The sequence below is a fragment of the Vibrio litoralis DSM 17657 genome, from assembly GCF_000426765.1.
In the GTDB taxonomy this organism is placed as follows: domain Bacteria; phylum Pseudomonadota; class Gammaproteobacteria; order Enterobacterales; family Vibrionaceae; genus Vibrio; species Vibrio litoralis.
Genome location: NZ_KE384566.1, coordinates 234,648 through 260,764 on the forward strand (window position 1 = coordinate 234,648; position 26,117 = coordinate 260,764).

Genomic DNA, 26,117 nt, shown 5'->3' on the forward strand with positions numbered 1-26,117 from the left:
CGCCTTGCTCAAGAATTATTCTCTATTCCTCACCAACCCAAAAACGTTCCTTTTTCTCGATGTTTGCCCAAGAGTTTTGGCTAAAGTTGTTAGCAACCTTGTCTTCATGTCTGTGGTAATTAACAGGAGGCTCAACGGAAGAAATTTCCAATATTAGCTCATTAAGCTCTTTCGCGAAGGAGTCTTCCTCCTCAATATACTTTAACTCTGCATCGTCCCAATAAAGATCCCAGTTAGACCTGATATGCTCTAATGGTTGAAGAACCAACTCGCGTATATACTCACTATCATCAAAAAAAGATTTTATTTGAAAGTTCAAATCGAACTCCTATAGCAGCAAGCTACTTGAATTTCGATACGGGCACTTTTAATGCCCGCATACCTAAGGACTATCTACTAAATAGACTCAAAACTCATGGAAAACGCTCTGTATTTCATCAATGAACGTATGTATCTCGCCCTTGACGATTCTTTCCATGTTTTTTCAAGTTCAGATCCTAGCCGTTGGGATAGAACATCAGGGACTTCACCACACTCCTCGACTAAACTATTAAGCATAATAATCGAGGTGGCTTTTTTTACTTGATCAGATAGGATTTTCTCGGAAGTTTCCTCGCCATACTTTTCCTGAGTAAATTTCAAGTTACCATCGCTATTTTTATAGCAAATCCCCAAATTCACTAAATCAGTAATTGAATTTCTTACACCTTTAGATTCGAAGTCAATCGTGTTGTCATTTTTGATTCTATTTATCAATTCAATGACGTTATCACAAGTGCTAGCACCCAAGAATAAGCCACCTTTGCCCCTAGAAACTACCACCCCAAAATCTGGAGAGTAATCGTCTTTATAAACTCTTATCTTGTTTCCAACCTTACTCAGCAAACCAGCGTATCTTAACCAAGCGGATATGCGAGTTAAATAGCCTCTTGGAGCTTCATTTTGTTTGTTCGAATATGTTTTATTCAATTCATTTTGTAGATCTGAGTCAGCAAGCAGCTCTTTGCCGCTTTCTTTTTGTAATTCAATTAGTTGATTAAAGACTACATGTCCGAGCATGTGACTGCGGACTTTTTCTGGAACTTCTCTATGACTTTGAAGTGCTTTAATATCGTTGCCGCTAACCTTTGTAATCAATGAGAATGATTGCAGATCCATTAATATGTTCGTTAATGTTCCTTTCTTATACTTTGTAGCAGAGAGGAGTTCATTAAACGAGATTGTGGAGTCTTCAGGAATGCAACTTAACGTTTTTGTTGCCATACCTATCATTGAAGCTGGCATGTAGCCCCATGAAATCAAAGGGGTTTCCTTGGATGTTAAATAATCTCGAAATACATCCCAATAGACGGATACCTTTTCGCCCGTTCTCACGAGCAGCCTGTCTGAAAGCAGCCTGCCTACTGTTTCTTCGCCAAACTCTCTAGCTACTTCATACCTATCGACAGGCGAGTTGTGAGCGACAAAACGTAAACATTCGTTTTGTTTATCGGAGCGCTCAAGGTCTTCATCAAACAACGTCTTAATTTGCATTTGTGTTATCAAAAGTTCTTCTTGGGATACACCTTCTTTAATCTTCCTGAACAGGTGAATACATAACTTTTTGAGAAGCCAAGGTAGTCCTTGAGCTTGCTGGATCAATCTTCCTTTTAATGCCTTGTTTAGTGATATTTCCAAACGTTTCTCAAACGTCTGTATCATTTTGGATGCATCGCTCTCATCAAAAAGGCTTAGCTTTTTATCAACCCTATGATCTCGAAGGTCATTCCATAAACCATAAGCTGGATTATCATCCCCAAGGAAGATGCCATTTCTCCAAGAGAAGCCGACAACAAGATTACATTTTTCAGAAGAGACATCTAAACCAAATCGTTTAAATGAATTGAACAGAGCAAACAATTCCTCTTTCATAAATACTTCTTCGAACTGGTCAAAGAAGACAATCACAATTTTTTCAGATTTTTTAAGGTATTGGTCACATTCAAGAAATGCTTTTGCGCCTGTAATGTCCTCAATGTTATCTATTTGGAACGTTGTATTCAGCTCAATAAAATTAGACTTAATTGCCGCATCAAACGCTTTTGTTATAGCTTCAGATACAAACCTTGCACCTCTAGCAGAGCGGACGTCAACAGGGTATAGGAATAGCTTGTTTTTCCACTTAACATTTTTAAAGCGGTTACCTAGGTATGCGACAAGGGATGATTTACCATTTCCTGACGATCCAGTTAGTGACATTAGTCTGCAATCACTTTTTCCTGTTCGTACTGTTTCTAGAAAATCCCATATCTCTTTTTGTATAGAGTCGCGGCCAACAAAATCCTCGGGGCGACATGGTTTGTAATCCATAATGTCATCTGCGACTACTATATTACTGACAACTTCTCTGACGTGGCGAGGAGTTGACGAAGGTGTTACATCATGACTTTTATAAAGAGTGAGGCTCAAGCCTTCAAACTTACCTTCTGCCTTTAGTACCCTCTTTAATTGCTTGGTGTCGATTTCTTCGCTTAATGAGTAAGCGATTAGTTTGGAGGGCGTCCCATCTTCAACCTCTTGAAATAACCAGCAAATAGGTAATTCTGGATGTATCAACAAAGAGGCTGAAGTCACTTTAGAAGACAAATCTAAGTCGTCGAACCCTTTAACCTTCCCACATGCTTCAAGTGCTTTGAGAATTTCCTCACTCCCATAAAAAGAGTAATCAACCTCCATATCTAAGTAATCTTCATATGCTCCTTGAGCATCTTTACCTAATTTAACAGTGGAAAACAGAGCTATTGATTTAAAGCGTCCTCTTTGAGCTTGGGCGTAACATAAATCAAGGATTCCCGTGTCGATAGTTTTTCTATCGTTATAAAATTTACATTCAACATAAATATTTCTGCTAGATGGTTCGTGAGTGGCTTGAATGTCTACTTCCATCCCTGTCTTTCTAACTTCTATCCCTGTAATAGCGTATGATTGCCATCGAAGAATGTCAGCACATAGTTGCTCAAAAAAACTACCTCTCTTGGTGTTGGTATAGTTATCTGGAACACTGATTATCAAGTTCTTTTCGATTGGTAGTACGCGGGACACTGAAACCTCTCAACTTCTAGTTAAATACAAACTTAAACACACTGTAATCTATCACATATTATCATTGGTATTGAAGATGGCTGGCGTCAGGAAAGTGATATGAAACAGCAAAGGCTATTTGTCACGGTGCGAACTAAGCGCATGTCCGTTTGGATAAGTTCTAGTAAGTCAAAAGTCACAATACGGCTTGGAGGATAGCTTTGGTTCTAACTTGAAAAGGGGCAATTTCGAGTTACGCCCCCCCTTCAGCAAGGTTCTGGACAATTCCGAGTTAGAGCTTTAAATCTAATTCGTCAGTTTCGGATAAAAATTTCTATGGGTTAACGCCCAATTAAGGGGTGAGTAACGCAACACCAAAGCCCCTGCATACCACCTTAATCACTAAAACCAACGCATGCCAAAAATGCCACGCGTTACGAATCCCTCTTGAATTGTTTGTTATGCGATTTGTTCACCCACCACATCAAGAGTATAAAAAATAGTAACGCCAAAATTGATAATATTGGCATACCTTTCAGATTAATTATCGTTTCCAACTCAATTATTTTTGATTGAATAGCAGTCAAAAAGGCAAGAGTCACTGTTAAAAAGAGCATTCCTTTTTGAATTACAATTAGTTGCCGGTGTTTCAAACCATTTTCTCTATAATCACCAATTGTCGCAACTGCTTTAGGTAAAACCTGATATTGATTATTAACTTTTTCCAAATCACCTGTTGATACCAATGATTCTAGCATAAGCGCCAACCGTTTCTTAAGGCTAGTACTATCTGGATGATAAACCCATCTCGCATTAACTGTTGAAGACATAATTTTCTCAAGTGTCATAGGAGAGTTATTACTGCAATATCGTTCTACTAAATATTCCAATATCTCCATCCTATCTTTCAAAATCATTTTCGTACTTTCGAACTTGATTCTATCCTTTTCTTTTTTCCGGTCATCAAACCAACGTCTTATATATTTAAATCGAGTAACTTTGTTTACTAAGAAATCAAAACATCCAAAAAATGTAATGCCGCCTTTATTGTAAAAATGAACAATTTCCAGATCTAACTTCGAAGCTTCACAAATAGTTAGTTTGTCTTTTTCATCGAGAGAATGAGAAAATTCCCCTTGCTTTGATTTTTCTCCAAGATAGAAATTATTTTCACTATCAATAGCTTCAATAAAAAATTCTAGCTCGTTTTTTTTGGTTAGAATCAAAGCATAAGGTTTGTCATTTGGTCGGCGAGACCAGTTTTTATACTCTCTCCCAGACTTCGCTTTGTTTATGAGCTTTTTAATCAATAATTCTTGAATCAAATTGATCTCCTATCGCATAACAGCTTATTCGTGCGCATGCGCGTTTACCTCGTTGGACCTGTGAAAACGCGCACAGCTAACTATTTGTATGTAATGAACTTATCAGCATTTGACTAAATTCACCATCTGGAAAAACGCGCATGCGCGTTTCCCAAACCTATTATCTAACCTATAGGTTAGATAATTACATGATTTTAAAGGTATTTATTTGTAATGGAATGTGAAAATGCGCACGAAGTTGAGATGAAAATCGCCATGATTTCAATATGACTGTATACCCGTACAGATTTTAGGTATTTCAAAGAAGGACAACATTTGAGTGAAATGGATGAAAATTTGTAGGTGAGAAAGTCAGCATTTGACTGCACCTCAGACAACGAGTTAACTCGTTTTGGGGCATAAATGAGTTAAGGTTCTAAGTCGCTTTTGTCCTTAAGCGATGCTGCCAACACGACATGTTTTAGCAAAAATTGGGTACAACTATGCTTCAGAATCCAGAGTTGAATCTTCCAATGTGAGAATTAATGCCTCTCTTTCACTTTCACTCATGTCCGCAATGAGGCAAGCCAACTTAGCCGTCGCTTCATCCTCACAAAAAAAGTAATTAAGTGGTACACCTAATTCATTCGCGAGTAATTTCAGAGTGTTGATGTCTGGTGTGTGTTTGCCTTTCTCATATTGATTCATTCTAGGACTTGCTGAACTTTCATCCATACCTATATGAACCCCCAAAGCCTTTTGGGAGAGATTTGCATTTTTACGTGCTTGTTTAAGCCGTATTGGGATGGGGTTATTGAACGACACTTATGATTCATTTCTCTAAGCCTACATTAACTAAGATTTTCTTAGTTTTGTCTAATTCTGTATACTAAGCAATCCTTAGTTTTTATTAGTGTGAGTGAATAAATGAAACGGCCGATAAAAGTCAGTGCATTAATGCATAAATTGCTGATTGAAAAGGGAATGGATGGATTTTCTGTCATTGAAATACGAGATGCTTTTCTTTCCCTTATAGAAGAAGAGATCGATCCAATTGAGGCACGAAAGAAAGTTTATCGGCAGATCCTACACTTTGAAAAAAAGCAGTGGCTTGTTAGTGAAGGATCTGGACGAGATAAAAGGTACTTTCAAAGTGAAAAGTTTAAACTGCAATCTCAGTTAAACGGTACAAATAAAGAGTCCGATATAGAACAAAAAAACACAGCTTCAGATTATTCGGTCTTGGTGATGGAACGTAATGAATATGCGGGAGAGCTTGAAGTTACACTAAATGAAATTGATGAGTGCCGTTCGATTATTTCTCGATTCCCTGATTTAGAGAAGGAGTTGGCACCATTTCAGAAAGAGTTAAAAGATCGCTCTACTTCATTGTTAGGTAAGTTGAACGTACTTACCCATGTTATCAAGGTACTTTCTAAAGGGAGATCTTCGTGCTAAGAAAATGGCAAGCAGGATGCGCTGAAAATGCATTGAACAAATACAAGGGAAATCAACCGCATTTCTTTTGCCAAGCTACGCCTGCGGCAGGAAAAACAGTACTCGCCGCAGAAGTGGCCTCAAGGTTATTAGAAGCAGATATGATTGATCTTGTGTTGTGTTTCTCTCCGTCGCTAACCGTTTCTGATGGAATAAAAAGAACCTTTTCGCGGGTTCTCGGTTGTACATTCAATGGTGGATTAGGATCGATTGGACAATCATTAACTTATCAATCAATCCAATTCCTTAATGATGAATTTTGGAAAGCGTTACAGAATCATCGGGTATTTGTTGTCTTTGATGAAATACATCATTGCTCAGGCTCTGAGATTGAAAATGCTAACGTATGGGGCCAACAAGTACTCACTAAAATTCAAGACTTAGCCACTTATACTCTTGCATTATCTGGCACACCTTGGCGCTCTGATTCTTTACCTATCGTAATGGGTGAGTACACCAATCCTGAAGGACAACTTCAAGTTGATTATCAATATACATTAAAGGAAGCCATAGCTGATAATGTGTGCCGAACACCTAAAATCGTACTCGTTGATAATGAGCACTTAACTCTGACTAGCAATGAAAAAGTAGAGTCATTTTCTTCAATATTTGAAATGATTAAGGAAACAAAAACCTCGTATCAAAGTGTGTTACACAACCGAGATGCGATGGAGTATTTGCTAGGGTTGGGATGCCGAAAGCTTAAGGAAGTCCGAACTCAATCTCCGAAGGCAGGAGGGTTAGTCGTTGCATCTTCAGTTGAGCATGCAAAAACCATTCAAAAAATCCTTTCTCAAAAGTATGCTCAAACCGTATCAATTGTAACTTATCGCCATGAAGAGCCTATCGCTGAAATAGAGCGCTATCGTCAAAATGATGCTCAATGGATTGTTAGTGTTGGAATGATTAGTGAAGGTACTGATATTCCTCGTCTTCAGGTGTGTTGTCACATGAGTTCTGTCAAAACAGAGCTGTATTTTAGGCAGGTTCTTGGGCGAATTCTTCGAGTTAATGGCATTTTAAACCAGCAAGCATGGTTATTTACCTTTGCAGAACAAAGTTTGATTGAATTTTCTGAACGAATCGAGCAAGACATCCCAGAATCATGCATGTTTGCCAAGATGAAAGACAAGATAGAACCTGATCTAAACGATCGCTTAGATCTGCGCGATCATAAAGAGAAAAGTGACATTTTAGATGATCGAGATAAAGAAGATCCTAAGTTGTTTTGGAATAGCTCGATCAAACAAAAAAATAGCTCTTCTCAAGCGATAGAAACATTCGATGAGCTACGATTAGGGGCTTTTAAGCAGAGGGTTATTTCGGCGTTTGTGCAGCTTTAGACTAAAGTTAGGATTCAATGACATTATGGTGATAATTTCAGCCCTTAATATTAAGTTTTGGGTACATTTATATACTCTGATTTGGCAGTATTCATTTCGTAGTAAGCGCATTAGAGTAAAGTATTACCATTATGTTTGCGGGCAAAGGTCTGTTTGCCGTGGTCGGCTCAGCCACACCTCTGGACAACTCTGAGCTAGGTTAAAGCATTTCGCTGTTATCCGAAATCGAGAATTGATAAAATGATGCGCAACGCCATTGGTGTAGCGAGGAGTCAAAATGGAACTGAAACTAACAGATGAGCAGGTGCAGACATTATTGCATCTAGTAAAAACAGAGATGAAAGGTTTTTGTGGTGACGTAGGATACGAAGAGCTTTCAAAAATAAAAAACATCTTAGAGCAGCAGTTAGAGAAAAGCTCCGTAGATGAGTCATCTACCTCATAACGGAGCATAAATGAGCTAGCCAAGTATGATTAAGGGATAATCAGCACTGAGTCGGTTACTCAGTGAACATGTCTGCCTGAAACTCTGCCTTCTTGTTATGCAGGCCACGGTCTTCCAGCCAAGAGTAGAAACGACTTCGAGACACTTGTACCCCTTTGTCACTAAGCTTTCTTAGAACCTCAGCCTTTGACTTGTCAGAATCAAGCATATTTAATATGAACGCTGTATGCTCATCAAGCTTGGATTTAACCTTCTGTCCCTTCTGGCGGCCAGATGATAGCCCTTTGGCCTTGCGTTTGGCATGACCCGCTTTAGCTCGCTCAGAGCGTTTCTGAGCCTCTACTGCGCTGGCAAAGGACTGTCCAATAACGGTAAAAATGATTTCAGCGTTATCAACGTTTTCTGAACTTATGATTGTGTCGTTGTATGCCAAATGTAACTCACCATATGAGGCGATCTGGCCTATAGCACCTACTAACTCCATAACCTTGTGGCGACCCAGACGAGTTATATCCGATACAATGATGCTTTGTTGAGAGGTGATGAGGGAAGATAACTTTCGCTCACGCAGCTCTGTCTTGGTGGCAGACACATGCTCTTCGATCCAATCCGATATTTGTATTCCACGTATAGCGGCGTACGCCTTAATCGCTTCTCGTTGTGATTCGCCATCGGCTCTTTGTGAGTCTGATACTCGAATGTAGCCAATCATGTCTGCCCCCAAGTTGCCAAGTTAATTGAACATGAACGGTTATTTGCTGTTTAGGTAGTCCAGTACAACTTCATGGTGATCTTTGGTTTTGAACTTGTTGAATACATGCTCAAGGTTGCCAGACTCATCAATCAGGAAGCTTGTTCTTACAACGCCCATGTTTTCACGACCCATGAACTTCTTGAGCTGCCAAACACCGTACTTCTCACAAACTTCGTGTTCTTCATCAGCTAGTAGAGTGAAGTTAAGCTCTTGCTTGTTGATAAAGTTGGTCAGTTTTTTCGGGGTGTCTGGGCTTAAACCAAGCACAACAACGTTGTGGGCATCTAGCTCAGCTTTAGTATCACGCAGACCTTGAGCCTGAACGGTACAGCCGGGTGTTGAAGCGCGTGGATAGAAGTAGAGTAACACCTTCTTTCCTTGAAGCTCTGAGAGCGTCACTGGGTTATTGTCTTGGTCATTCAGAGTGAAATCTGGTGCAGTTTGTCCGACTTCGATTGCCATTGGTTTTGTCCTTACTTTCTCAACTAGTGGTATTTGGCGTGGCGTTTTTCACCACGTCCCTTTTAGAGCATTCTTGTTACGTTAGAGTGTACACTTTTATCGAAAATCCAGTGTCCTGTCTAGTGATTACTCCAAACAGGACAAGGTTGAGTGGCAGTGCTAAACACTACTTTAGTTTTCTAAATGGGTGTGCAACCACATTGTCTAAACGAGTCGAGACGATTTTATCCATCGCTTTTTCTCGCTGGCTCTCATGCAGCATATCCATAAGCTCTTGAACTACTTTTACATGAATGGATGCTTGAGCGGCCAAGGCCTCTTTATGGCTTTGAGCCTCATCGTAATATTCTTTTTTCTTCTTATTGGCTTGCGTTCGCTCACCTTTGAGCGCTTTTATTTCCTTTTGAAGCACTTCAATAGGGGAGTCTGTAGCCTCATCTTGAGCAACTTGCACCTCCAGTGATTTGTTTTTTATCATCAGAACGACATCTCCATGCCTTCTGAGTGCACCAGCGGAAAGCCCTGCTTCTTTTTCAACATTGCTGTTGTTGATTTTGAGCTTGCCTTTTCGCGCCTTATTACGCAGTTCTTTTGATGTTAACTTTGCTACATCGCCGCTCAACAGTCTTTCTAATGCTTCGATTAGCTTCTTTTTGGTGGTCTGTGACATTATGAAAGAACTCCGAATGGGATGAGTAATTCTCTAACTTCATTAGGAAAAACAACAGGCTCATAGTCGATACCTAAATCACCCATAATACGTTCAGCCGCTTGAATTTTAATGTAAGATTCAGAGGCTGTTTGAGGGGTGAGTTCATTATTTTCAATATCGTAAAGCATGTGAATTTCAGCTTCTTTACGCTTTGCTTCAGCAAATACGGCATCCACGATGTAGTCATTCTTGCAATCTACGCATTCAATTAGGTTAACAAGTGTTCTCAAACCACAAGTAGTTGAAGTACAATATATCCCGGGCGCAACCGCATGAAGGTGTCGGTTTTGATTTCGAATTTGCTTTTTCCAATAATTAAGAGAAAGCATGTCATTATCCACTTTGTCTCTGAATAAGTTACGGTTGGTTTTGGTCATGCTTTTAGCAAACTCTTTGCCTTTACCGCCTGCAACTCTTTCTTTGTTTGCCAATTTCTCATATATGCTTAAGTAGACACGGGCTTTTTGGTTGATTCGTTCTTCATCAACTTCATTCGCTAGTGTCTTTTTCTTTTGTCTGATTTTTTGAAATTTACTGGCATTTTTAGCGTAGTGTCGCGTCATTGCGATAGACACATGACTAAATTGCTGTTTGAGTTGCGGGTAGTTACAAAGCTCGTAACCAATTAAGTAGTAAGCAAAAGAGCGGCGAAGTTGGTGTGGCGTAAACTCGTAATTGCTACCCACTTCAAACGATAAATTGGGGTCAGATACTTTTAGGTCAATTAGGTCTTCATTGGTTAGCGTAAGCTCTTCACTCATTGCATTTTTAAACCAAGCTTGAGAGTGCCTTCCTATTGTCGCTTTGCCTGCTTCACTAAAATCCTCTGTTATTTTATGGAAGAAGGATTGTGAGCTAGGATGCTTTTTTCTAAGTGGTGTGTGCAGCGCTTGAAGAACTTCATAAGCTTTCATACCAATCTCGGTGGTAACAAACTCATCTTGTATTGATTGAGAGCCTTTGGTGGTTTTTGATAAGTCGGCATGGACAACATATATATTTTGGCGTTCGATTATGTCTTCGGTACAGCCCTGAGCGGTGTTCAGGTTATACATTTCATCGCCTCTCATCCCTGTTCGAGCCATTAATCCCCATAAGCAACCACCGTTAAGCGTCTTAAAAAGCGCAAGAGCCCCTCTTAGGTTGGTGATTGTCCAGTGACCAATCGTTAGCTCACGTTCGGTGTGGGAATTATCAATGTTGTGGTAAAGAATCTCTGGTTTATGGTGGTGAAGAAGCGTCAATATGTCATCTTCATTTGGAGAATGCAGGGCGGTGAAGGCATGTTTAAAAGCAATGGTGCGCTTTTTTGGATCTTGATTCGTCTTGGTTAAGTACCATGTGATACCACCGTTTTTTTTTCTAGCTTCACCACTGACCAGATACTTAGCATAACCTACATAGGCTTTTTCAAAATAGGTGGTAATGTAATCTGTTAATTGCCCTAGTTCATAACGAAAAGCGTGAGCTTTATTAATCATATCTTCTGACTTTTGAAGCCCTAGATAGTAGAGCCTTTGTGGAACGACGGTATATTGTTTAGCCTCTTTAAGCTTTAAACCAAAATCTGAGGCGTTAAGTTTTTTATTTAGGTTAACCTCAAATGGCAAACCTTTGGCTTCCACATAAAGGCGATTTAACCCGTTGTAAATTCCTTCTCTTTCAAAGTCGATATCGGTAAAGCCTGTTAGTGCCCAAGTTTCGATACGGTCAAAGTTCAGCGCAGACAGCGAGTTAAGCCCCTCATTTAAAAGCGGGTTGATGATTTTTTTTAGGTGGTTTAACGCTAGATAAAGAGCGCCAAAGGAATGGTCATAAGGTGAAAGCCACATCATTTTAAGAAGGAGAGCTTTAATCTCATTTTTTAGATTGCGCTCAATCACTCTACCATCGTTCGTAAAATCTAGTGCTTGGGTTTTCTTTGCTTGCGGATCAATATAAGGCCGCAGGTTTCTCCAAGCCTCATCATCACCAATTTTACCTAGCGATTCACCTGTTACTGTAAAGCCTATCTCAAGGGCTTCGAGTTCTTCCCAATCGCCGTGCTCAATCGCTGGCTTTAATACATCTATTAAGTAATTGGCATGAGCGCCAACGTTTTGTTGTGCTTTAATAAGCTTTTTTTTGTGCTCTAGGTCAAAGAGTTTTATCATGTGAGCCTCCGTAACTATAGGGATAGAATCGCATGGTCGATGGACACTCGTGGGTGACGACCTTGGGTATTAAATTTGTTCATGGCTCCATCGAATACATCGTCACTTGCCCCATCGAGAGTAAACTCAAACTGCTCGATTTTTTCTAGAGCCTCTCCTTTCGAATCGGGGAACATATCAAGCCCCTCCTTTAAAACATCGATGTATGAAATAAGCTTATAAATAGCGTCAACCTCATCTACCGCTTTGGCAGATTGGCACTTGTGACACATATCAAACTCGGCGCAAGGCAAATCTACGTCTAGCGCATAGTTCGTTTCACGTTGTGTATTCTTACCATCGATAATGACTTGCTTTCCATTGCAAGCGATTCCATTGGGGTTAGTTTTACGCTTTTTCTCACCTTCCTCGCATGTCAGCATAGGAATACCACGCCTTTTAGCCACAGCGTTTTTTGCTTGCTCTAAGTTATTGTTAAAGAGATTTTCGATGACCTCTATACCCTGAGAGAGAATGACTTTATTGAGGGATGGAAGCCCGTTGATGTAACTTCTCTCTATTGTTTCTTGCTTGTTTTGCAGCAAGCTTTGAACGGTTTGAATTCCTCCTTCGGCATAAGCTTGGTTGCTGCTCATTTCTCGCCAGCGACTTGATTGAAGGGATAAATAGTAATGGTTGGTTTCAACAGACCACCTGCTTATTAGGTTTGCTGAAATAGGGCTGATGCCTTCCCAATCTGAAGGAACATTTTGGGAAGTTTTTGCTAAAAGCAGCCGTTCGTATTTCTTAGGCTGTTTGTCTGCTTTTTCTATCGCACATTGCTCAATCGCTTTAATTAACGCTAAATCAGAAGCAGGGACTTTGAAGCATTCATGTTCGCCATTTCTATAGTAAAAAGAAACGGTAACGTTGCCATCACTATCTTTTTCTGAGTAGGTGAGTGGAAGTAAAATTCCTTTGAGCGGTAAATCTGTGTAACAAGATAAAATGCAGTAGGCACTGTTGCTCGCCCCCTCCACTGCCTTACTTTTGCTAGTTGCCTGCACTTCCTTATGAACTACATTGCGACCTAAGTGATTCACGATCTTCTTTAATGTGATGTACTGTTGGTTTCGATAGGCGTAAAACAACGCTTTAAACCAAGGCAGGCTACCAGCCCGATAAGGCGATAACAGGTGCAGTTGGTTAACGAGCTTTTTAGTTAGCTCTTGCAAACTAAACGAATCATTGACCTTGGAGTGATTATTGAGAGTAAAAAGTAACGCAGAACCGTCTTCATCACTGCCGTAGAGTTTGGACAGGCGCTCTAATAACGTTATAAACTTCACGCCATCGCGCTTATTGACGTCAAAGAGCTCACCCACTAGCAGAGCATCGACTTCATTGTTGGCGCGAGGCTTATAGCTTGAGACTTTGACTACTTGCAGGCTCTTATCTCGCTCTTCTGCATGAACATGAATTGGGTGGGCAATGTTTCGAATGTTGCTGTCGTTCAGTGATGTGAAAAAGCACATTAAATGATAAGCAGCGCTCATCGTAAGGTTAAAGGCAGAGCCAGCATTAACCGTGGTGCCACTTTTGCTTCGACCTCCTCGTCGAGATTCCAACGATGTCGGGATGTGAACTGTTTCCTCATGCAAACCAAGTCTAATGATAAGAGGCAGTGTTTCTGGTAAAGGGGTATTGCTTTCTTTAGCCGCAATGAACTGTGGCGCTAGAGTGAAAAATAATGTCTCTAATCGTGTAACCAGAAGCTTTTCTTCTTCATCTGAGTACCCCTTAAACGGCGCTTTTTCTCCAGTAAACCCTCGGTGGTTTCTCGCCCAATCGGAAATAGGCAAGCCGCACCATTCAAGGGCAATACGAAGAGATGAAAGCATTCCTGAAGCGGTAGATTCTTTAATCCCTAACTCATCACCATGATTGTATTCCCATAGGCGTTTTGAAGGGGTAAACATCTTGATACGATGCCTTAACTCGCCATCGTTGCCAGCAAGCTTCAAATAGCCGTTTTCCGTGAATGGGTTAACATTTATTGCATCACAAAAAGCAAGGTAAGCGTGTAAGTTCTCGTAGTTTACTGTGACGGTGAGTGCTGAATTGCCATTGCTGACATATTGATTAGCTTTTTTGCAAAAAGACCTGATAAATACGGCTCGACTGCTTATCTTTTCATTTTCTTTGCTCCCCCCTAAATGCAATAGGTGAGAAACATCGAACTGCTGTACTTGGTTTTTATGAGATTGTTTATAAGGAATCTCAAAATTCAAAGGAGCAACATTTTGATTGTTTCGCACATGCTTGACGGCTGTGGACTGTTTTGCGATTTTGCTTTTCGCCATTACGACCAACCTCCGTTTATTTTGCGGTTTTTGGCTTTGGCCGTGTTGGTTTGGTCGTCTAGCTTATTCATGTATTGAATGTACTTTTCGGTGGTCGATGTGCTGGCGTGTCCCATCAATTCCGCTAAGTCACCCATAAGGTAGTCATAGCTAACATTACGCTCTTTTGACTCTTCCCAAAGCCAGTGAGTAGCAAAGGTGGAACGTAAATCATGAATTCGGTAATACCAAGAAGAGTCCACTTCCCGAATCTGCTTTCTAAGGTTTGAAAAGTGCGTTTCTAAAGTATTGGCGGAGTAAGGCGCACCTTTGTTGGAGAGAAATAGGTACGCAACGGTATCCATTTCGTTGCCTGCCTGAATAAGCTCATTACGCTTGTTTAGGTTTTTACGTTGCGTGTGACTTTCTTTGTGTATCTCTAGCTCTTCGTACAGTTCTATAGGGATTTCTACGGTACGTTCTTTACTGCCTTTAGTGTGAGTAATTTTGACTGGTATAGCATCTAAATCACTGTAGTTAGCGTTTCCGATGTCGTGAGCGGGGAAGTGAATAGCTTCATCTATTCTAAGTCCTGCTTCTGCACATAGCTGAAAGATGAGTTTTGTCGTCTTTGGGAGTGACGTTATATGTTCATTAAATAAAGCTTTGTGCTCAGGATGCATGGGCTTGAGCTTTTTGTGAGCAGGAGTATTTTGTTTTTTAGGGAACATCCTCAGAATATTGGAAGTTTCATAAGTACGCTGAGAGCCAGATTTTGTGTGAGCTAGCATATCGTGTTGGTTTAACTTCTGATGCACTGTTTTTGTGGAGTAGTGCGTAACGATATTTTCATTGTTATTTTTGATGTAGCCGTTTTTTTGCATCCACTTATAGAATCCAATTACCACGCCCATATAGGTGCGAGCGGTAGATAAACTAAAAGCCTCGCTGCCATTAGAGCCTTCAATATCATTGCAGTTCGCAAGCAGGAACTCAGCAAATCGCCAAGGAGCGCCCTCTTCTTCGTACTTCGATAGGCTTTTATACGTTAGATATTCACATGGTATCTCATGACCATCTTCATCAACTTGAGAGTGGTGAGTCGAATCCAAATAACGAGTGAAAGCTAGCAAACCTTTTGTGATTGAACTTGTGTCTTTTACAGCCGCTTCACCACGTAATTTAGATACTAGATAAAGAGACTGTGGATAAACTACTCTACCGTCAGGGGCAATGATGATATCGGTTTTCTTTATGCGTGACTTTAGGTTGGAAGGAGAGAGGTAGGGAGAGTGCGTCACTTCCCCTGATTCAGTATTGGTATTTGTAGCGATTCTTAGCTTTGCTAATGTATCGACTTCGACCGAAAGAAGTCGGTAGTCATCATAAACATCAGAACATTTTTCTTTGTACGTTTCTATCACAAAACAATCCTCGATATGCTACCCACATATCAAAGGTAGATTTGTCATAAAAATATATCAAGGTTTTCTGTCATTCTTTTTTTCTAAGGGTAAACTTCTTCTCGCCCCACACGCCAAATTGTTCAGCGACAGCATGATCTTCATCAGAGAGTAGAGTGAAGTTCAAGTTATCTCGCTCGATAAACTTACCTAAGCGTTTTACTGGGTCAATACTGACGCCGAGTACGACCACATTTTTATCGACTAATTCTTGGTGAATATCGCGAAGGCCTTGGGCTTGAACCGTACAGCCAGGCGTCATTGCTTTTGGATAAAAATAAAATAAAACTTTTTTACCTTTAAAGTCACCTAAAGAAACGGTGTTGCCGTCTTGATCAAGTAAAGCGAAATTAGGTGCGGGAGTGCCTGCGGTTAATGTTTGCATGAATCTTCCTTTTATTTGCGATGTTTCTTTTTCGAATTTACTAAATGATTAGTCCATTTTTGCTTGTATTTGCATATTACCACTGACAGAAAGTGTCTGACATAATCGCTCAAATGCTTGTTTTAGTTGCTGAGTATTCATATCAAGCTCGGTTAAGCCTGAAATGAATATATGGAACTGATCAACCTGCCCAGCTTGTTGAGATGTTGCGGCTTTTTGAGTTTGAGCGCTTAATTCAGAAATATTGATCTGATGGTTGGAAAAAAATTGAGTAAATGCTTCGGTTAAGCCTACTCGGTCGTCCGATTCAATGGTGCATTCAACTTTGTAAGTATATTGTGGCGCTTGGTGAGGAGCCGTACGTTTCATTACCACCATGAGGTCGTGCTCTGCGCTCATTGATGGCAATAAGGTTTCGATGCGAGTAATGGCATTGGTTTCACCTGAGATTAACATAATTAAGGTGAATTCTTTGCCGAATAAAGCGATACGACTGTCGACAATGTTTCCGCCGGAATGCGTCACGACTTGGGTTAGGCGGTTGCAAATTCCAGGCCTGTCGGAACCGACAGCGGTAATGACTAAGTGGTGAATCATAATCTCAGCGTCCAAATTGACTTAATGGGATTATCTTATCATAGATAAAAACGAGAGCTTTATATAAAGAAATGAAACCAATGTCATTATTTCGTTGTAAATGTTGATAAAGGTAGAGTGACCTCTTGTCTTTGTTTAGCGTGTTAAAGTAACATGCTAAAAGAATTTTATAAGGAGAGAAGCATGTTCTCAGGAAGCATAGTTGCACTAGTTACGCCTTTTAATCATCTCGATGAAGTCGATTATGATAGCCTTAAAAATCTAGTGGAATATCATATTAAATCAGGTTCAAGCGGCATTGTTGCGGTTGGAACCACAGGTGAATCTGCCACTTTAACCGTTGAAGAACATGTTAAAGTCGTGAATAAGACGGTGGAGTTTGCGGCTGGACGAATTCCTATTATTGCAGGTACTGGTGCTAATGCGACTCATGAAGCGGTGACGTTTAGCCGTTTGCTCAATGACTCAGGTGTTGCAGGCTGTTTGAGTGTCACGCCGTACTACAATAAGCCGACTCAAGAAGGTTTATACCAACATTACAAAGCGATTGCTGAAGTCAGTGAAGTACCAGTGATTCTTTATAATGTACCGGGTCGTACTGCAGTGGATTTATTACCTGAAACTGTTGGCCGTTTATCTCAGGTCGATAATATTGTCGGAATTAAAGATGCTACAGGTGATTTGTCTCGAGTAGATAAATTCCGTGAACTTTGTGGTGATGAATTCGTCTTACTAAGTGGCGATGATGCGACTGGCTTAGATTTTGTTAAGCGCGGTGGTAATGGTGTGATTTCAGTGACTAATAACATCGCCGCTGCAGAAATGGCGCAAATGTTTAAATTAGCAGCGGAAGGGCAACTTGATGCGGCTGATGAAATCAATCAGAAGCTGATGCCATTACATAAAAATTTATTTATTGAATCTAGTCCTATTCCAGTGAAATGGGCTGCTCATAAGCTTGGTTTGATCTCTGAAGGTTTCTTGCGTTTACCATTAACCGAGTTAACGGAATCTGGCCAAGCGATTGTGGCTCAAGCGCTTAAAGATGCTGGTATTCAATAAAAATGGGTTTCAAGCTCGCTTAAGCCTATTTTCAGGAGTTGTATAGAAATGAAATTCTCTCACCAGTTAGTGATTAGCTCACTAGCGGTATTGGTATTGTCAGCGTGTGCTGGGGATCCGGAACAGCGTCGACAAGCGAAAGATGATTTTGAGTATTTAGAAACGTCTTTGGATCAAGAGTGGGTAACCCTTCCTGATGCTCAGCCTCAGTTTTATCCTCAATACAATATTCCTCAAGGTGAGTACAAAGGGAAACTCGGCCCTGACGTTGATATTCGTGCCCCGCAACAGGTTTTAGAGTTAATCCCGGGCGCTCGTGTTGAAAAGCAAGACAGTGAAGTGACGGTTTGGTTAATTAGCCAAGAAGAGCTCAATAAAGTCTGGGATATGCTTCACCGTATGGTGGATGAAAAAGGTATCGGGCTTCGAACTGATACTCCAACCTCATTAGAAACAGATTGGGTTAATTTAAGCGCAGAAGATGAGTCGTACCCAATTGCGGGTCGTTATAAAGTCGATCGTTTAGCAACTGCGGGCCGTTATGGTTTCCATGTGACACTCGTTGAGTGGAAAGAAGACAATGACACGATTGAGTTAACGCCTGAAATTGAAGACCGTTATTCGAGCGTAATGGTGAACTACATTACCACTCAATACGATAAACAAGTGACGGAAGAAGCGAGAATTCGAGCACTAGAGTTGATTAATAAAGTACCGGTGACGATGGGTAAAGATAGAAGTGGTTTACCAGTGATCATTGCTCGTGCACCTTACGATTTAGTGTGGAGCAAGCTTGAAACGGTTCTGCCGCAAATTGGCTTTAACATTACCGATAAAAATCGCTCGCAAGGCACGATTGATACGGATTATAAAGATCCAGATGAAGAAGTATGGCAGAGCCTAGGTGTTAAACCGTTGTCATTAAGCGATAAGAAATACGGCTTATTAGTTGGTGACTTAGACAATCGTACTTCTATTAATGTGACTGATGCCGATGGCAAACCTATTGCACAAGAAGATCTACAAACTTTGATTCCGGTACTTCAAGCAATGTTTGATACCAGCGATAAATCTTAGTTGTTAAACTGCATGACACTTAAGCAATAAAAAACACCGCCGAAATTGGGCGGTGTTTTTTATATTTATGCTTGGGTATATAATACCAATCGTATTAATTACTGCTTGGTATCATCTGAATCCGCCTTCCTTTTCTGACCTGCTTTGTCTTGCTGATCTTTTTCTTTATAGATATCGATTAGTTTGTCTAGATCTGATTTTGCTCTTGGGTTTTTACGCACTAAATGTGATTGCCCCAAATACTTCATTGACGCTAAATTACCGATCACAAATACAATGATGATAATACTAATTACCCAAGGGTTGAATAGTAAGTCTAAATCCATAGGTCCTTCTTAGTTACGCTTAATATTCACGCCACACTAATATTACTTATATAACGATTATATAAGCTTTCAGCATACTGAGATATTGATTCAACCCCAAAAAAGGGATGCTTGTTCCAGGTCTGTAGCAGTTTATCTATGGATAGTTGCTCTAGCATATCTCGTCCGGTATCAATATGGCTAATATGCCAAGGCTCTATTGCAACACCACCGAGGTCATGTTGGTAGGGGCGATAGAAACCAAACTTAGGCATAGCTTCCGTTAGCCAGAGATTAAATTCTGCCTGATGGCCAGTGTGGTATTCCCAAGGCTCTAATTGTAGTTGAGTGTCTTGAGGTAACAGATTGCGTGCATAAACATCTAACTCACAACCCCAGTGATGGCGGCTGGCACCTGGTAAAGCTGACCAACGCATGATAGCGTGAATTTTTTCTAGGTCGCTTAACGTTGAACTATCGAGAGGTTGGCTGTCACTATCCAATATTGGTCTTTCACCACTGAATTTTGCATTCCAGATCATGGCTTGTCGGTGATAATCACGAAAGCTGCTGGCGATAGAAAATTCAAACCCATTCACCTGAGCATCACGAATTAATTCGCTCAGTGGTGCTTTAACATCACGATGAATCAAAAACTCTTTTTCTCCTACTAATAGAGTAGTGAGATGAGTCTGAGATAATCCGGTCAGTTGCTCAAGTGAATATTGGGTCATGTGCTGCTATTCCTATTGAAAGTGTCTTATGAGGCTATTTTCCTATAAGACCTACTTTTTTGTTAGACAGTTTTCTAATGTCTTTTGATACATATCCGTCAATTTCTCTAAGTCAGAAATTTTCACGCATTCGTTCACTTTATGAATGGTGGCATTCACTGGCCCAAGCTCGACTACCTGACTACCCATTTGTGCAATGAATCGTCCATCGGAAGTGCCACCTGTGGTAAGTAACTGTGCTGGTTGATGATTTACCGCTTTTACTGCCTCTACTACCGCATTAATTAATGGACCTTGATCGGTTAAGAAAGGATGACCGCTGAGAGTCCATTTTAGCTCATAGTCTAAGCCATGAGCATCGAGTACTGAATGGACGCGACGTTTAATCTCAACATCGGTGAGTTCAGTGCTAAAGCGGAAGTTGAATTGGACATGAAATTCGCCCGGGATAACATTTGAAGCGCCAGTACCGGATGATAAATTCGGAATTTGAAAGCTGGTCGGCGGGAAATAGTCGTTGCCATTGTCCCAAGTGGTCGCGGCTAATTCCGCCAATGCTGGTAGTGCTTGATGAACAGGGTTATTCGCAAGGTGAGGATAAGCAACGTGCCCTTGAGTGCCTTTTACAGTTAGGTCACCCGTAATCGAGCCGCGGCGGCCATTTTTGATGACATCGCCTACTTGATTAGTGCTTGATGGCTCACCCACAATACACATGTCGATAACTTCATCACGTGCCATTAAGGTATCAACTACACGGGTAGTACCGTTAATGAATGGGCCTTCTTCATCGGAGGTAATCAAAAAAGCAATTGAGCCTTTATGATCAGGATGCTCGGCAATAAAACGTTCTACAGCAACGACCATACAAGCGAGTGAGCCTTTCATATCCGCAGCGCCACGAGCATGTAAATAGCCATCAATAATCGTCGGTTCAAACGGTGGAGTATGCCATTGTTCTAATGGGCCGGAAGGAACTACATCGGTGTGTCCTGCAAAAGCAAATAGTGGTGCGCTAGAGCCGCGGCGAGCCCAAAAGTTGGTGGTATCTTCAAATACCATGACTTCAATTTCAAATCCAAGTGCTTTTAAGCGTTCAATCATTAAATCTTGGCAACCGGCATCTTCTGGAGTAACCGATTGGCGCTGTAACAAATCTTGCGCAAGAGCAAGTACGGGACTGTCTGACATCCTTGTGATTTCCTTACTTTAATTGAGCTTCATAATCAGCAGCTTTAAATCCGATAATGGCTGTTGATTCAGTTAATAAGATAGGGCGTTTAATCATCGCTGGGTTTTCGATTAGTAACGAGATAGCACTATCTTGATTTAAGGTGTTTTTTTGTTCGTCGGATAACTGGCGGTAGGTAGTACCGCGTTTATTGACCACGCTCTCCCAACCAAACTTTTGGAAAAATAGGGTAATTAATTCAGCATCAATTCCTGATTTTCGGTAGTCATGAAAATGATATTCGATGCCTTCGGCTTCTAACCATCTCTTGGCTTTTTTTATCGTGTCACAGTTTGGGATGCCATACATGGTAATCATTTTTTATTATCCTTATTCGCTTAATCTTTATTTAACGAATCGTACACAATTCAGCGTGTTAATGCACTTGTTTCCATGACGTACAAATATGCATCGAATAATTTGCATAGCATCTGATTGATCCTACGCAAAATGGCTTTGTGCATTTACGGTGATAATAGGCCCAATTATTTTAATTGATCGAGTCGGTCATTTTTTGAGGATATCACTGTGGAGCTTAGCCCGGTATTTGCAAGACGCCTTTATATCGCCTTGCTGATTAAAGATTTGGAACGCCCAAATGTACCTAAATTAATGGAATTAACAGGCTGGCCTAGAAGAACCATTCAAGATGTTCTGAAGGCCTTACCTGCAATTGGTATTCATTTATCCTTTGTACAGGATGGTCGTCGTCATAATGATGGGTATTATACGGTGAATAACTGGGGACCTTTCGATGTAAGGGTACTTAAGCTTTGGCAAGCGGATATTGCCCAGTTTCTTGGATTAGTGAAATAATATTACTGCTATTGTTGCAACAATAAATAAGTGGCAAACCCAACCCAACTGAGAACCAATAATGCCCATGGTAACATTGGCTGGTTAGATGGTTTGGTATCGCTAACTGGTGATTCTACGTTTGATTCCGTCTGAGGTTGATGGCTATTTCTTGACTGCTTTTTACGTAATTTGTCTGCTTCTCTTAACTTTTCTTTGTGTTGTTTTTTATACAACGTGATGCCTTTTTCTATACCTTGCGCAATCAGTTTGGTTTGTTCTTTGGTTTGCCCCGGCTTTTGAGTTGATTTAGCTACGGAGAATGCTTCTTGCTGAGTTTCTGGCGAAATGCTTTTTTTGTTTGGTTTCATTTTTATCTATTCATTATTTGTTAAAGTAGTATACCCTTCGTACTTGAAGCTGCAGCTTTGTTGACGGCGTTCATTCACTTGTCGCCTCACTGTAATCCAATTACTTTGGGTATAGAGGTTAACAGCCCTCTGCATAAATCAACAGCCTTTAAATATCAAAATGGTAAGGAAGAAAATACCAGTGCAGTATGCGATCACTTACAGTGTCGATGAGTATGATAGAAATGGCTTTTTGAAGCCGAGCCTATGGCTATGGTTAAGTTGGGTCTTTCTTGCTAAAGCTTGGATTGTCTTTATCGTGGCCAGTGCCAGTCGAACCATGAGTGCTAAGTTGTTATCAATTGTCTACCCAGTACCTGATAGTTTATACCTGGGGCTTGCGGTCGGTTTGCCTGTTGTGGTTTTGGCATGGGCCATATCACTACGTACACCGGAACGGATTTGGCTTAATAAGATATTGAGTTTTGGTCGCAGTTACACCATTGCAGTGGTCTCAGCGCAGTTTGTGATCACGCTTTATCATTTATCTATCACTCAATGGCTGTTCAACTGGAGTGATGCATTGACCTTATTAGGCCTAGTATGGTTATTGATTTATTTGTCGCATTCTCAGAGAGTGAAAGACACTTTCACAATACCGAATTTAGTGTAATAACGAATTTATAAGCTCATTAGGGTATAATAACCACAATAAAAATAGCATAAGGAAGTATTCATGTCGCTACCACAATCGGCCATTATTCCAGAAGCCAATCCATTCTCTTTGCAGTGTTTACTCAAGATTAATAGCAACCATTCTCATGTACTTGAGCAACTGAAAGCGTTGCCTGATCTCGTATCATTACTCAATGATCAGCAACCGGATGCTAATCTTTATATCACTTTGGCTTTTACTCATTCTTTTTGGCAAAAAACCAATCAGACTATGCCTCAAGAGTTAGAACCGTTTGTTGAGCTAGGAACTGGTGAAACAGTTGCCCCTGCAACTGAAACAGACGTTCTTTTGCATTGTCACTCTAACCGACACGATTTGCATTTCTACCTATTACGCAAGCTGATGATAGAGATTTGTGATGATGTTGAAATTGTTGATGAAACCTATGGGTACCGCTTCTTAGATAGCCGTGATATGACGGATTTTATTGATGGTACGGAAAACCCAGAAGGGGATGAGCGTCGTCAGGTTGCAGTAATCCCGGAAGGTGAGTTTGCGGGTGGTAGTTATGTGATGCTACAGCGTTATATTCATAACCTACCTGCTTGGAATCGCTTAAATGTAGCGGCTCAAGAAAAAGTGATTGGTCGAACTAAGCCTGACTCAGTTGAATTAGATGATGTACCTGCACAATCTCACGTTGGCCGTGTTGATATTAAAGAAGAAGGTAAAGGACTGAAAATGGTTCGCCATAGTTTGCCTTATGGCTCGGTCTCAGGAGAGCATGGCTTACTGTTTATCGCGTACTGCAATCGTCTACATAATTTCAAAGTATTACTGAATAGCATGTTTGGTGAGGCAGATGGTAAAACCGATCACTTATTGCGTTTTACTCAAGCTGTGACGGGAGCTTACTTCTTTGCGCCATCAAAAGAAATGTTGGAGGAGTTGGCCTTAAACTAATATAAGTTATATCAGCGATTGGAGAGTTTTCAGTCGCTGGTTTATTTCAGATATAAAAAAACGCTGCTCTTGAGCAGCGTTTTTTATATCACTAAGAAAATTACTTAGTGATACGGATAACTGGTGTTTCACCAACAACAACGTTACCAGAAAGTTTGTTCAACTCTTTGATTTCGTCCATGTTAGAGATAACAACAGGAGTCAGCGTAGATTTTGCATTCTCTTGTAGGTATGCAAGATCAAATTCGATGATAGTGTCGCCTGCTTTCACAGTTTGACCTTCTTCAGCGATACGTGTGAAACCTTCACCTTTTAGCTCAACTGTGTCGATACCAAAGTGAACGAATAGTTCGATGCCATCGTCAGACTCGATAGAGAAAGCGTGGTTAGTTTCGAAGATTTTACCGATTGTACCGTTTACTGGTGCAACCATTTTGTCGCCATTTGGTTTGATAGCAATACCATCACCAACAATTTTCTCAGCGAAAACCACATCAGGCACATCTTCGATGTTTACGATTTCACCAGAAAGAGGTGCGATAATTTCAATCGCGCCCGCATCAGCTGTGTCGTCAGATACTAGCTTCTTAAGTTTGTCAAACAGACCCATGTCGTGCTCCTAAGCAGTTAACTTTTTAATCTTTAGTTAAAAGATTATATTCTTAATTCGATTTTTCTGCGATAAATTTATCAACGCAAGCTTCGATTTCTGCCGCAGTAGGTAGAGCAAGAGCTTCTTCAGCCATCGCTTTTACTTCTGCGAAGTTTGAGTTACGGATGATTTTCTTAACGCGAGGGATAGAAATACCACTCATGCTGAACTCGTCTAAGCCCATACCTAATAGAAGTAGGGTAGCGCGTTCATCACCGGCTAACTCACCACACATACCAGTCCATTTGCCTTCTTTGTGTGATGCATCAATTACTTGCTTGATCACAGTCAGTACAGCTGGAGATAGCGGGTTGTATAAGTGAGAAATTAACTCATTACCACGGTCAACTGCAAGAGTATATTGAGTTAAGTCGTTTGTGCCAATACTAAAGAATGAAACTTCTTTTGCAAGGTGGTGAGCAATTGCAGCAGCAGCTGGTGTTTCAACCATTACACCGATTTCGATGTCTTCGTCAAATGCTAGGCCTTCGTTACGAAGTTCAGCTTTGTATTCTTCAAGTGCCGCTTTAAGTTCACGGATCTCTTCAACAGAGATGATCATTGGGAACATGATGCGAAGCTTACCGTGTGCTGATGCACGTAAAATACCACGTAATTGGTCTTTTAAGATGTCACGACGGTCTAAGCTGATACGTACTGCACGCCAGCCTAAGAACGGGTTCATTTCTTCTGGTAAGTCCATGTATGGAAGATCTTTATCACCACCGATATCCATAGTACGGATAATCACAGCTTGATCGCCCATTGCTTCAGCAACGTCTTTATAAGCTTTATATTGCTCTTCTTCAGTTGGAAGGGCATCACGGTCCATAAATAGGAATTCAGTACGGTATAGACCTACACCTTCACCACCGTTACGCAAGATACCATCGCAGTCTTTCACTGTACCGATATTACCGCAAACTTCTACATGGTGGTCATCTAGAGTGACAGCAGGTAGATCTTTTAATTTCGCTAATTCTTCTTTTTCAGCTAGGAAGTTATCACGAATTGATTTCGCTTCTTCTAGCTCTGCATCAGAAGGGTTGACGATAATTTTGTTGTTAATCGCATCCAAAATCAGAGTATCACCGTTTGATACTTGTTTTGTAATGTCGTTGGTACCCACAATCGCAGGAAGTTCAAGCGAACGAGCCATGATAGAAGTGTGAGAGGTACGACCACCGATATCACAAGCAAAGCCTAAAACGAATTCTAGGTTGATTTGTGCAGTTTCCGATGGTGTTAAGTCGTTAGCAACAAGAATCACTTCTTCGTTGATAGCGCTTAAAGATACGATGTTAATGCCTAGTGCATTTTTAACAAAACGTGTACCGATATCGCGGATATCGGTAGCACGTTCTTTAAGGTAGTCATCATCAAGAGACTCAAGGGCTGTTGCTTGTTCTTCAATCACAGTGTGGATTGCAAGGCCTGCAGACATTTTGTCTTTTTTGATGAGGGCTAAAATTTCTTCTTCTAGCTCTTCATCTTCAAGCAGCATGATATGACCTTCGAAGATGGCTTCTTTTTCTTCACCGAAGGTTTCAAGTGCTTTTTGTTTAATGCCTTCTAATTGCTCAGAAGATTTATTACGAGCATCAAAGAAGCATTTTACTTCTGCTTCAACTTGATCGTCCGAAATAGGTGTTTTATTTAGGACAATTTCATCTTCTTGAAGAAGTAGTGCTTTACCGAAAGCAATACCAGGAGATGCTAGAATTCCAGAAATCATAGCCTTACCTTAATTTGTTCAAATATAAAAAGTAAAAATAC

Annotated in this window: 26 protein-coding genes and 1 pseudogene; 8 read left to right on the forward strand and 19 right to left on the reverse strand. The window is 40.6% G+C overall.

What is annotated here, in order from left to right; translation table 11 throughout:
- Window positions 1-22 precede the first annotated feature (22 nt).
- The 4 genes from K358_RS0111415 to K358_RS0111430 form a co-directional block, all read right to left on the reverse strand.
- A complete protein-coding gene (locus K358_RS0111415; protein ID WP_027696947.1) occupies window positions 23-319 on the reverse strand; it encodes a hypothetical protein in 297 nt (98 codons plus the stop codon).
- Between the two features lie 77 nt (window positions 320-396).
- Complete coding sequence (locus tag K358_RS0111420) at window positions 397-3,081, reverse strand: nSTAND1 domain-containing NTPase (protein WP_027696948.1); 2,685 nt, start codon at window positions 3,079-3,081, stop codon at window positions 397-399.
- Between the two features lie 413 nt (window positions 3,082-3,494).
- On the reverse strand, window positions 3,495-4,385 hold the full coding sequence (locus K358_RS0111425; RefSeq protein WP_027696949.1) for a hypothetical protein: 891 nt from the start codon (window positions 4,383-4,385) through the stop codon (window positions 3,495-3,497).
- Between the two features lie 480 nt (window positions 4,386-4,865).
- Window positions 4,866-5,189 carry a helix-turn-helix domain-containing protein gene (locus K358_RS0111430; RefSeq protein WP_027696950.1) on the reverse strand — a complete coding sequence of 108 codons (324 nt, stop codon included), beginning with the start codon at window positions 5,187-5,189 and terminating at the stop codon, window positions 4,866-4,868.
- A gap of 114 nt (window positions 5,190-5,303) precedes the next feature.
- Here K358_RS0111430 and K358_RS18410 point away from each other — a divergent pair, with 114 nt between their 5' ends.
- From K358_RS18410 to K358_RS19345, 3 genes are all read left to right on the forward strand, one after another.
- Window positions 5,304-5,822, forward strand: coding sequence for a hypothetical protein (locus tag K358_RS18410; RefSeq protein WP_051241320.1), 519 nt, complete (start codon window positions 5,304-5,306; stop codon window positions 5,820-5,822).
- The gene (locus tag K358_RS0111440) at window positions 5,816-7,204 is read left to right on the forward strand and encodes a DEAD/DEAH box helicase (protein ID WP_027696951.1); all 1,389 of its coding nucleotides are present in this window, start codon (window positions 5,816-5,818) and stop codon (window positions 7,202-7,204) included. The genes K358_RS18410 and K358_RS0111440 overlap by 7 nt, the downstream gene beginning before the upstream one ends.
- Before the next feature lie 277 nt (window positions 7,205-7,481).
- On the forward strand, window positions 7,482-7,649 hold the full coding sequence (locus tag K358_RS19345; RefSeq protein ID WP_169716292.1) for a hypothetical protein: 168 nt from the start codon (window positions 7,482-7,484) through the stop codon (window positions 7,647-7,649).
- A 55-nt stretch (window positions 7,650-7,704) separates the two neighbouring features.
- Here K358_RS19345 and K358_RS0111450 read toward each other — a convergent pair whose 3' ends face one another.
- The 8 genes and pseudogenes from K358_RS0111450 to K358_RS0111485 all read right to left on the reverse strand — a co-directional run bounded on the left by K358_RS0111450 (window position 7,705) and on the right by K358_RS0111485 (window position 16,496).
- The gene (locus tag K358_RS0111450; RefSeq protein WP_027696952.1) at window positions 7,705-8,361 is read right to left on the reverse strand and encodes a recombinase family protein; all 657 of its coding nucleotides are present in this window, start codon (window positions 8,359-8,361) and stop codon (window positions 7,705-7,707) included.
- Between the two features lie 39 nt (window positions 8,362-8,400).
- Window positions 8,401-8,865, reverse strand: a complete 465-nt coding sequence (gene bcp / locus K358_RS0111455) for a thioredoxin-dependent thiol peroxidase (protein WP_027696953.1) — start codon at window positions 8,863-8,865, stop codon at window positions 8,401-8,403.
- 166 nt (window positions 8,866-9,031) lie between these two features.
- Window positions 9,032-9,535 carry a hypothetical protein gene (locus K358_RS0111460; protein WP_027696954.1) on the reverse strand — a complete coding sequence of 168 codons (504 nt, stop codon included), beginning with the start codon at window positions 9,533-9,535 and terminating at the stop codon, window positions 9,032-9,034.
- A complete protein-coding gene (locus tag K358_RS0111465; protein ID WP_027696955.1) occupies window positions 9,535-11,730 on the reverse strand; it encodes a site-specific integrase in 2,196 nt (731 codons plus the stop codon). The genes K358_RS0111460 and K358_RS0111465 overlap by 1 nt, the downstream gene beginning before the upstream one ends.
- Window positions 11,731-11,744: 14 nt before the next feature.
- Window positions 11,745-14,072: a hypothetical protein gene (locus tag K358_RS0111470; RefSeq protein ID WP_027696956.1), complete on the reverse strand. Its 2,328-nt coding sequence runs from the start codon at window positions 14,070-14,072 to the stop codon at window positions 11,745-11,747.
- Complete coding sequence (locus K358_RS0111475) at window positions 14,072-15,475, reverse strand: tyrosine-type recombinase/integrase (protein ID WP_027696957.1); 1,404 nt, start codon at window positions 15,473-15,475, stop codon at window positions 14,072-14,074. Before K358_RS0111475 ends, K358_RS0111470 begins: the two co-directional genes overlap by 1 nt.
- Before the next feature lie 91 nt (window positions 15,476-15,566).
- Window positions 15,567-15,899, reverse strand: a pseudogene (bcp, locus tag K358_RS18415) (thioredoxin-dependent thiol peroxidase); the annotation flags it as partial.
- Window positions 15,900-15,947: 48 nt separating this feature from the next.
- A complete protein-coding gene (locus K358_RS0111485) occupies window positions 15,948-16,496 on the reverse strand; it encodes a glycine cleavage system transcriptional repressor (protein WP_027696958.1) in 549 nt (182 codons plus the stop codon).
- 183 nt (window positions 16,497-16,679) lie between these two features.
- Here K358_RS0111485 and dapA point away from each other — a divergent pair, with 183 nt between their 5' ends.
- Both dapA and bamC read left to right on the forward strand, forming a co-directional pair.
- Window positions 16,680-17,558 (forward strand): 4-hydroxy-tetrahydrodipicolinate synthase, encoded by an 879-nt coding sequence (dapA, locus tag K358_RS0111490; RefSeq protein WP_027696959.1) that lies wholly within the window; start codon window positions 16,680-16,682, stop codon window positions 17,556-17,558.
- A gap of 48 nt (window positions 17,559-17,606) precedes the next feature.
- The gene (gene bamC, locus K358_RS0111495; protein ID WP_027696960.1) at window positions 17,607-18,635 is read left to right on the forward strand and encodes an outer membrane protein assembly factor BamC; all 1,029 of its coding nucleotides are present in this window, start codon (window positions 17,607-17,609) and stop codon (window positions 18,633-18,635) included.
- Window positions 18,636-18,733: 98 nt separating this feature from the next.
- On the opposite strand, the gene K358_RS0111500 is transcribed toward bamC, so the two are convergent.
- From K358_RS0111500 to K358_RS0111515, 4 genes are read right to left on the reverse strand one after another with little or no spacing between them, the layout of a single operon-like run.
- Window positions 18,734-18,961, reverse strand: coding sequence for a hypothetical protein (locus K358_RS0111500; protein WP_027696961.1), 228 nt, complete (start codon window positions 18,959-18,961; stop codon window positions 18,734-18,736).
- Window positions 18,962-18,987: 26 nt separating this feature from the next.
- Window positions 18,988-19,674, reverse strand: a complete 687-nt coding sequence (locus K358_RS0111505; RefSeq protein WP_027696962.1) for a M15 family metallopeptidase — start codon at window positions 19,672-19,674, stop codon at window positions 18,988-18,990.
- Between the two features lie 51 nt (window positions 19,675-19,725).
- The gene (gene dapE / locus K358_RS0111510; protein WP_027696963.1) at window positions 19,726-20,865 is read right to left on the reverse strand and encodes a succinyl-diaminopimelate desuccinylase; all 1,140 of its coding nucleotides are present in this window, start codon (window positions 20,863-20,865) and stop codon (window positions 19,726-19,728) included.
- 13 nt (window positions 20,866-20,878) lie between these two features.
- Window positions 20,879-21,223 (reverse strand): ArsC family reductase, encoded by a 345-nt coding sequence (locus tag K358_RS0111515; RefSeq protein ID WP_027696964.1) that lies wholly within the window; start codon window positions 21,221-21,223, stop codon window positions 20,879-20,881.
- 210 nt (window positions 21,224-21,433) lie between these two features.
- Between K358_RS0111515 and K358_RS0111520 the strand changes: the two genes are divergently transcribed.
- Window positions 21,434-21,721: a helix-turn-helix domain-containing protein gene (locus K358_RS0111520; protein WP_027696965.1), complete on the forward strand. Its 288-nt coding sequence runs from the start codon at window positions 21,434-21,436 to the stop codon at window positions 21,719-21,721.
- A gap of 8 nt (window positions 21,722-21,729) precedes the next feature.
- On the opposite strand, the gene K358_RS0111525 is transcribed toward K358_RS0111520, so the two are convergent.
- Entirely contained in the window at window positions 21,730-22,071 is a 342-nt protein-coding gene (locus tag K358_RS0111525) for a DUF2956 domain-containing protein (protein ID WP_027696966.1), read from the reverse strand.
- 181 nt (window positions 22,072-22,252) lie between these two features.
- Between K358_RS0111525 and K358_RS0111530 the strand changes: the two genes are divergently transcribed.
- The gene (locus tag K358_RS0111530; RefSeq protein ID WP_244875251.1) at window positions 22,253-22,723 is read left to right on the forward strand and encodes a DUF2919 domain-containing protein; all 471 of its coding nucleotides are present in this window, start codon (window positions 22,253-22,255) and stop codon (window positions 22,721-22,723) included.
- A gap of 63 nt (window positions 22,724-22,786) precedes the next feature.
- Window positions 22,787-23,689: a Dyp-type peroxidase gene (locus K358_RS0111535; protein WP_027696968.1), complete on the forward strand. Its 903-nt coding sequence runs from the start codon at window positions 22,787-22,789 to the stop codon at window positions 23,687-23,689.
- 100 nt (window positions 23,690-23,789) lie between these two features.
- On the opposite strand, the gene crr is transcribed toward K358_RS0111535, so the two are convergent.
- Both crr and ptsI read right to left on the reverse strand, forming a co-directional pair.
- Window positions 23,790-24,299 carry a PTS glucose transporter subunit IIA gene (gene crr / locus K358_RS0111540; protein WP_027696969.1) on the reverse strand — a complete coding sequence of 170 codons (510 nt, stop codon included), beginning with the start codon at window positions 24,297-24,299 and terminating at the stop codon, window positions 23,790-23,792.
- Window positions 24,300-24,351: 52 nt separating this feature from the next.
- Entirely contained in the window at window positions 24,352-26,076 is a 1,725-nt protein-coding gene (gene ptsI / locus K358_RS0111545; RefSeq protein ID WP_027696970.1) for a phosphoenolpyruvate-protein phosphotransferase PtsI, read from the reverse strand.
- Window positions 26,077-26,117: the final 41 nt, after the last annotated feature.

Coding starts and splice junctions, on each gene's coding strand:
- K358_RS0111470 (WP_027696956.1), bottom strand. CDS start 14,072: ATGGCGAAAAGCAAAATCGCAAAACAGTCCACAGCCGTCAAGCATGTG.
- K358_RS0111485 (WP_027696958.1), bottom strand. CDS start 16,496: ATGATTCACCACTTAGTCATTACCGCTGTCGGTTCCGACAGGCCTGGA.
- K358_RS19345 (WP_169716292.1), top strand. CDS start 7,482: ATGGAACTGAAACTAACAGATGAGCAGGTGCAGACATTATTGCATCTA.
- K358_RS0111515 (WP_027696964.1), bottom strand. CDS start 21,223: ATGATTACCATGTATGGCATCCCAAACTGTGACACGATAAAAAAAGCC.
- K358_RS0111525 (WP_027696966.1), bottom strand. CDS start 22,071: ATGAAACCAAACAAAAAAAGCATTTCGCCAGAAACTCAGCAAGAAGCA.
- K358_RS0111500 (WP_027696961.1), bottom strand. CDS start 18,961: ATGGATTTAGACTTACTATTCAACCCTTGGGTAATTAGTATTATCATC.
- K358_RS0111535 (WP_027696968.1), top strand. CDS start 22,787: ATGTCGCTACCACAATCGGCCATTATTCCAGAAGCCAATCCATTCTCT.
- K358_RS0111465 (WP_027696955.1), bottom strand. CDS start 11,730: ATGATAAAACTCTTTGACCTAGAGCACAAAAAAAAGCTTATTAAAGCA.
- crr (WP_027696969.1), bottom strand. CDS start 24,299: ATGGGTCTGTTTGACAAACTTAAGAAGCTAGTATCTGACGACACAGCT.
- bcp (WP_027696953.1), bottom strand. CDS start 8,865: ATGGCAATCGAAGTCGGACAAACTGCACCAGATTTCACTCTGAATGAC.
- K358_RS0111505 (WP_027696962.1), bottom strand. CDS start 19,674: ATGACCCAATATTCACTTGAGCAACTGACCGGATTATCTCAGACTCAT.
- dapA (WP_027696959.1), top strand. CDS start 16,680: ATGTTCTCAGGAAGCATAGTTGCACTAGTTACGCCTTTTAATCATCTC.
- ptsI (WP_027696970.1), bottom strand. CDS start 26,076: ATGATTTCTGGAATTCTAGCATCTCCTGGTATTGCTTTCGGTAAAGCA.
- dapE (WP_027696963.1), bottom strand. CDS start 20,865: ATGTCAGACAGTCCCGTACTTGCTCTTGCGCAAGATTTGTTACAGCGC.
- K358_RS0111460 (WP_027696954.1), bottom strand. CDS start 9,535: ATGTCACAGACCACCAAAAAGAAGCTAATCGAAGCATTAGAAAGACTG.
- K358_RS0111450 (WP_027696952.1), bottom strand. CDS start 8,361: ATGATTGGCTACATTCGAGTATCAGACTCACAAAGAGCCGATGGCGAA.
- bamC (WP_027696960.1), top strand. CDS start 17,607: ATGAAATTCTCTCACCAGTTAGTGATTAGCTCACTAGCGGTATTGGTA.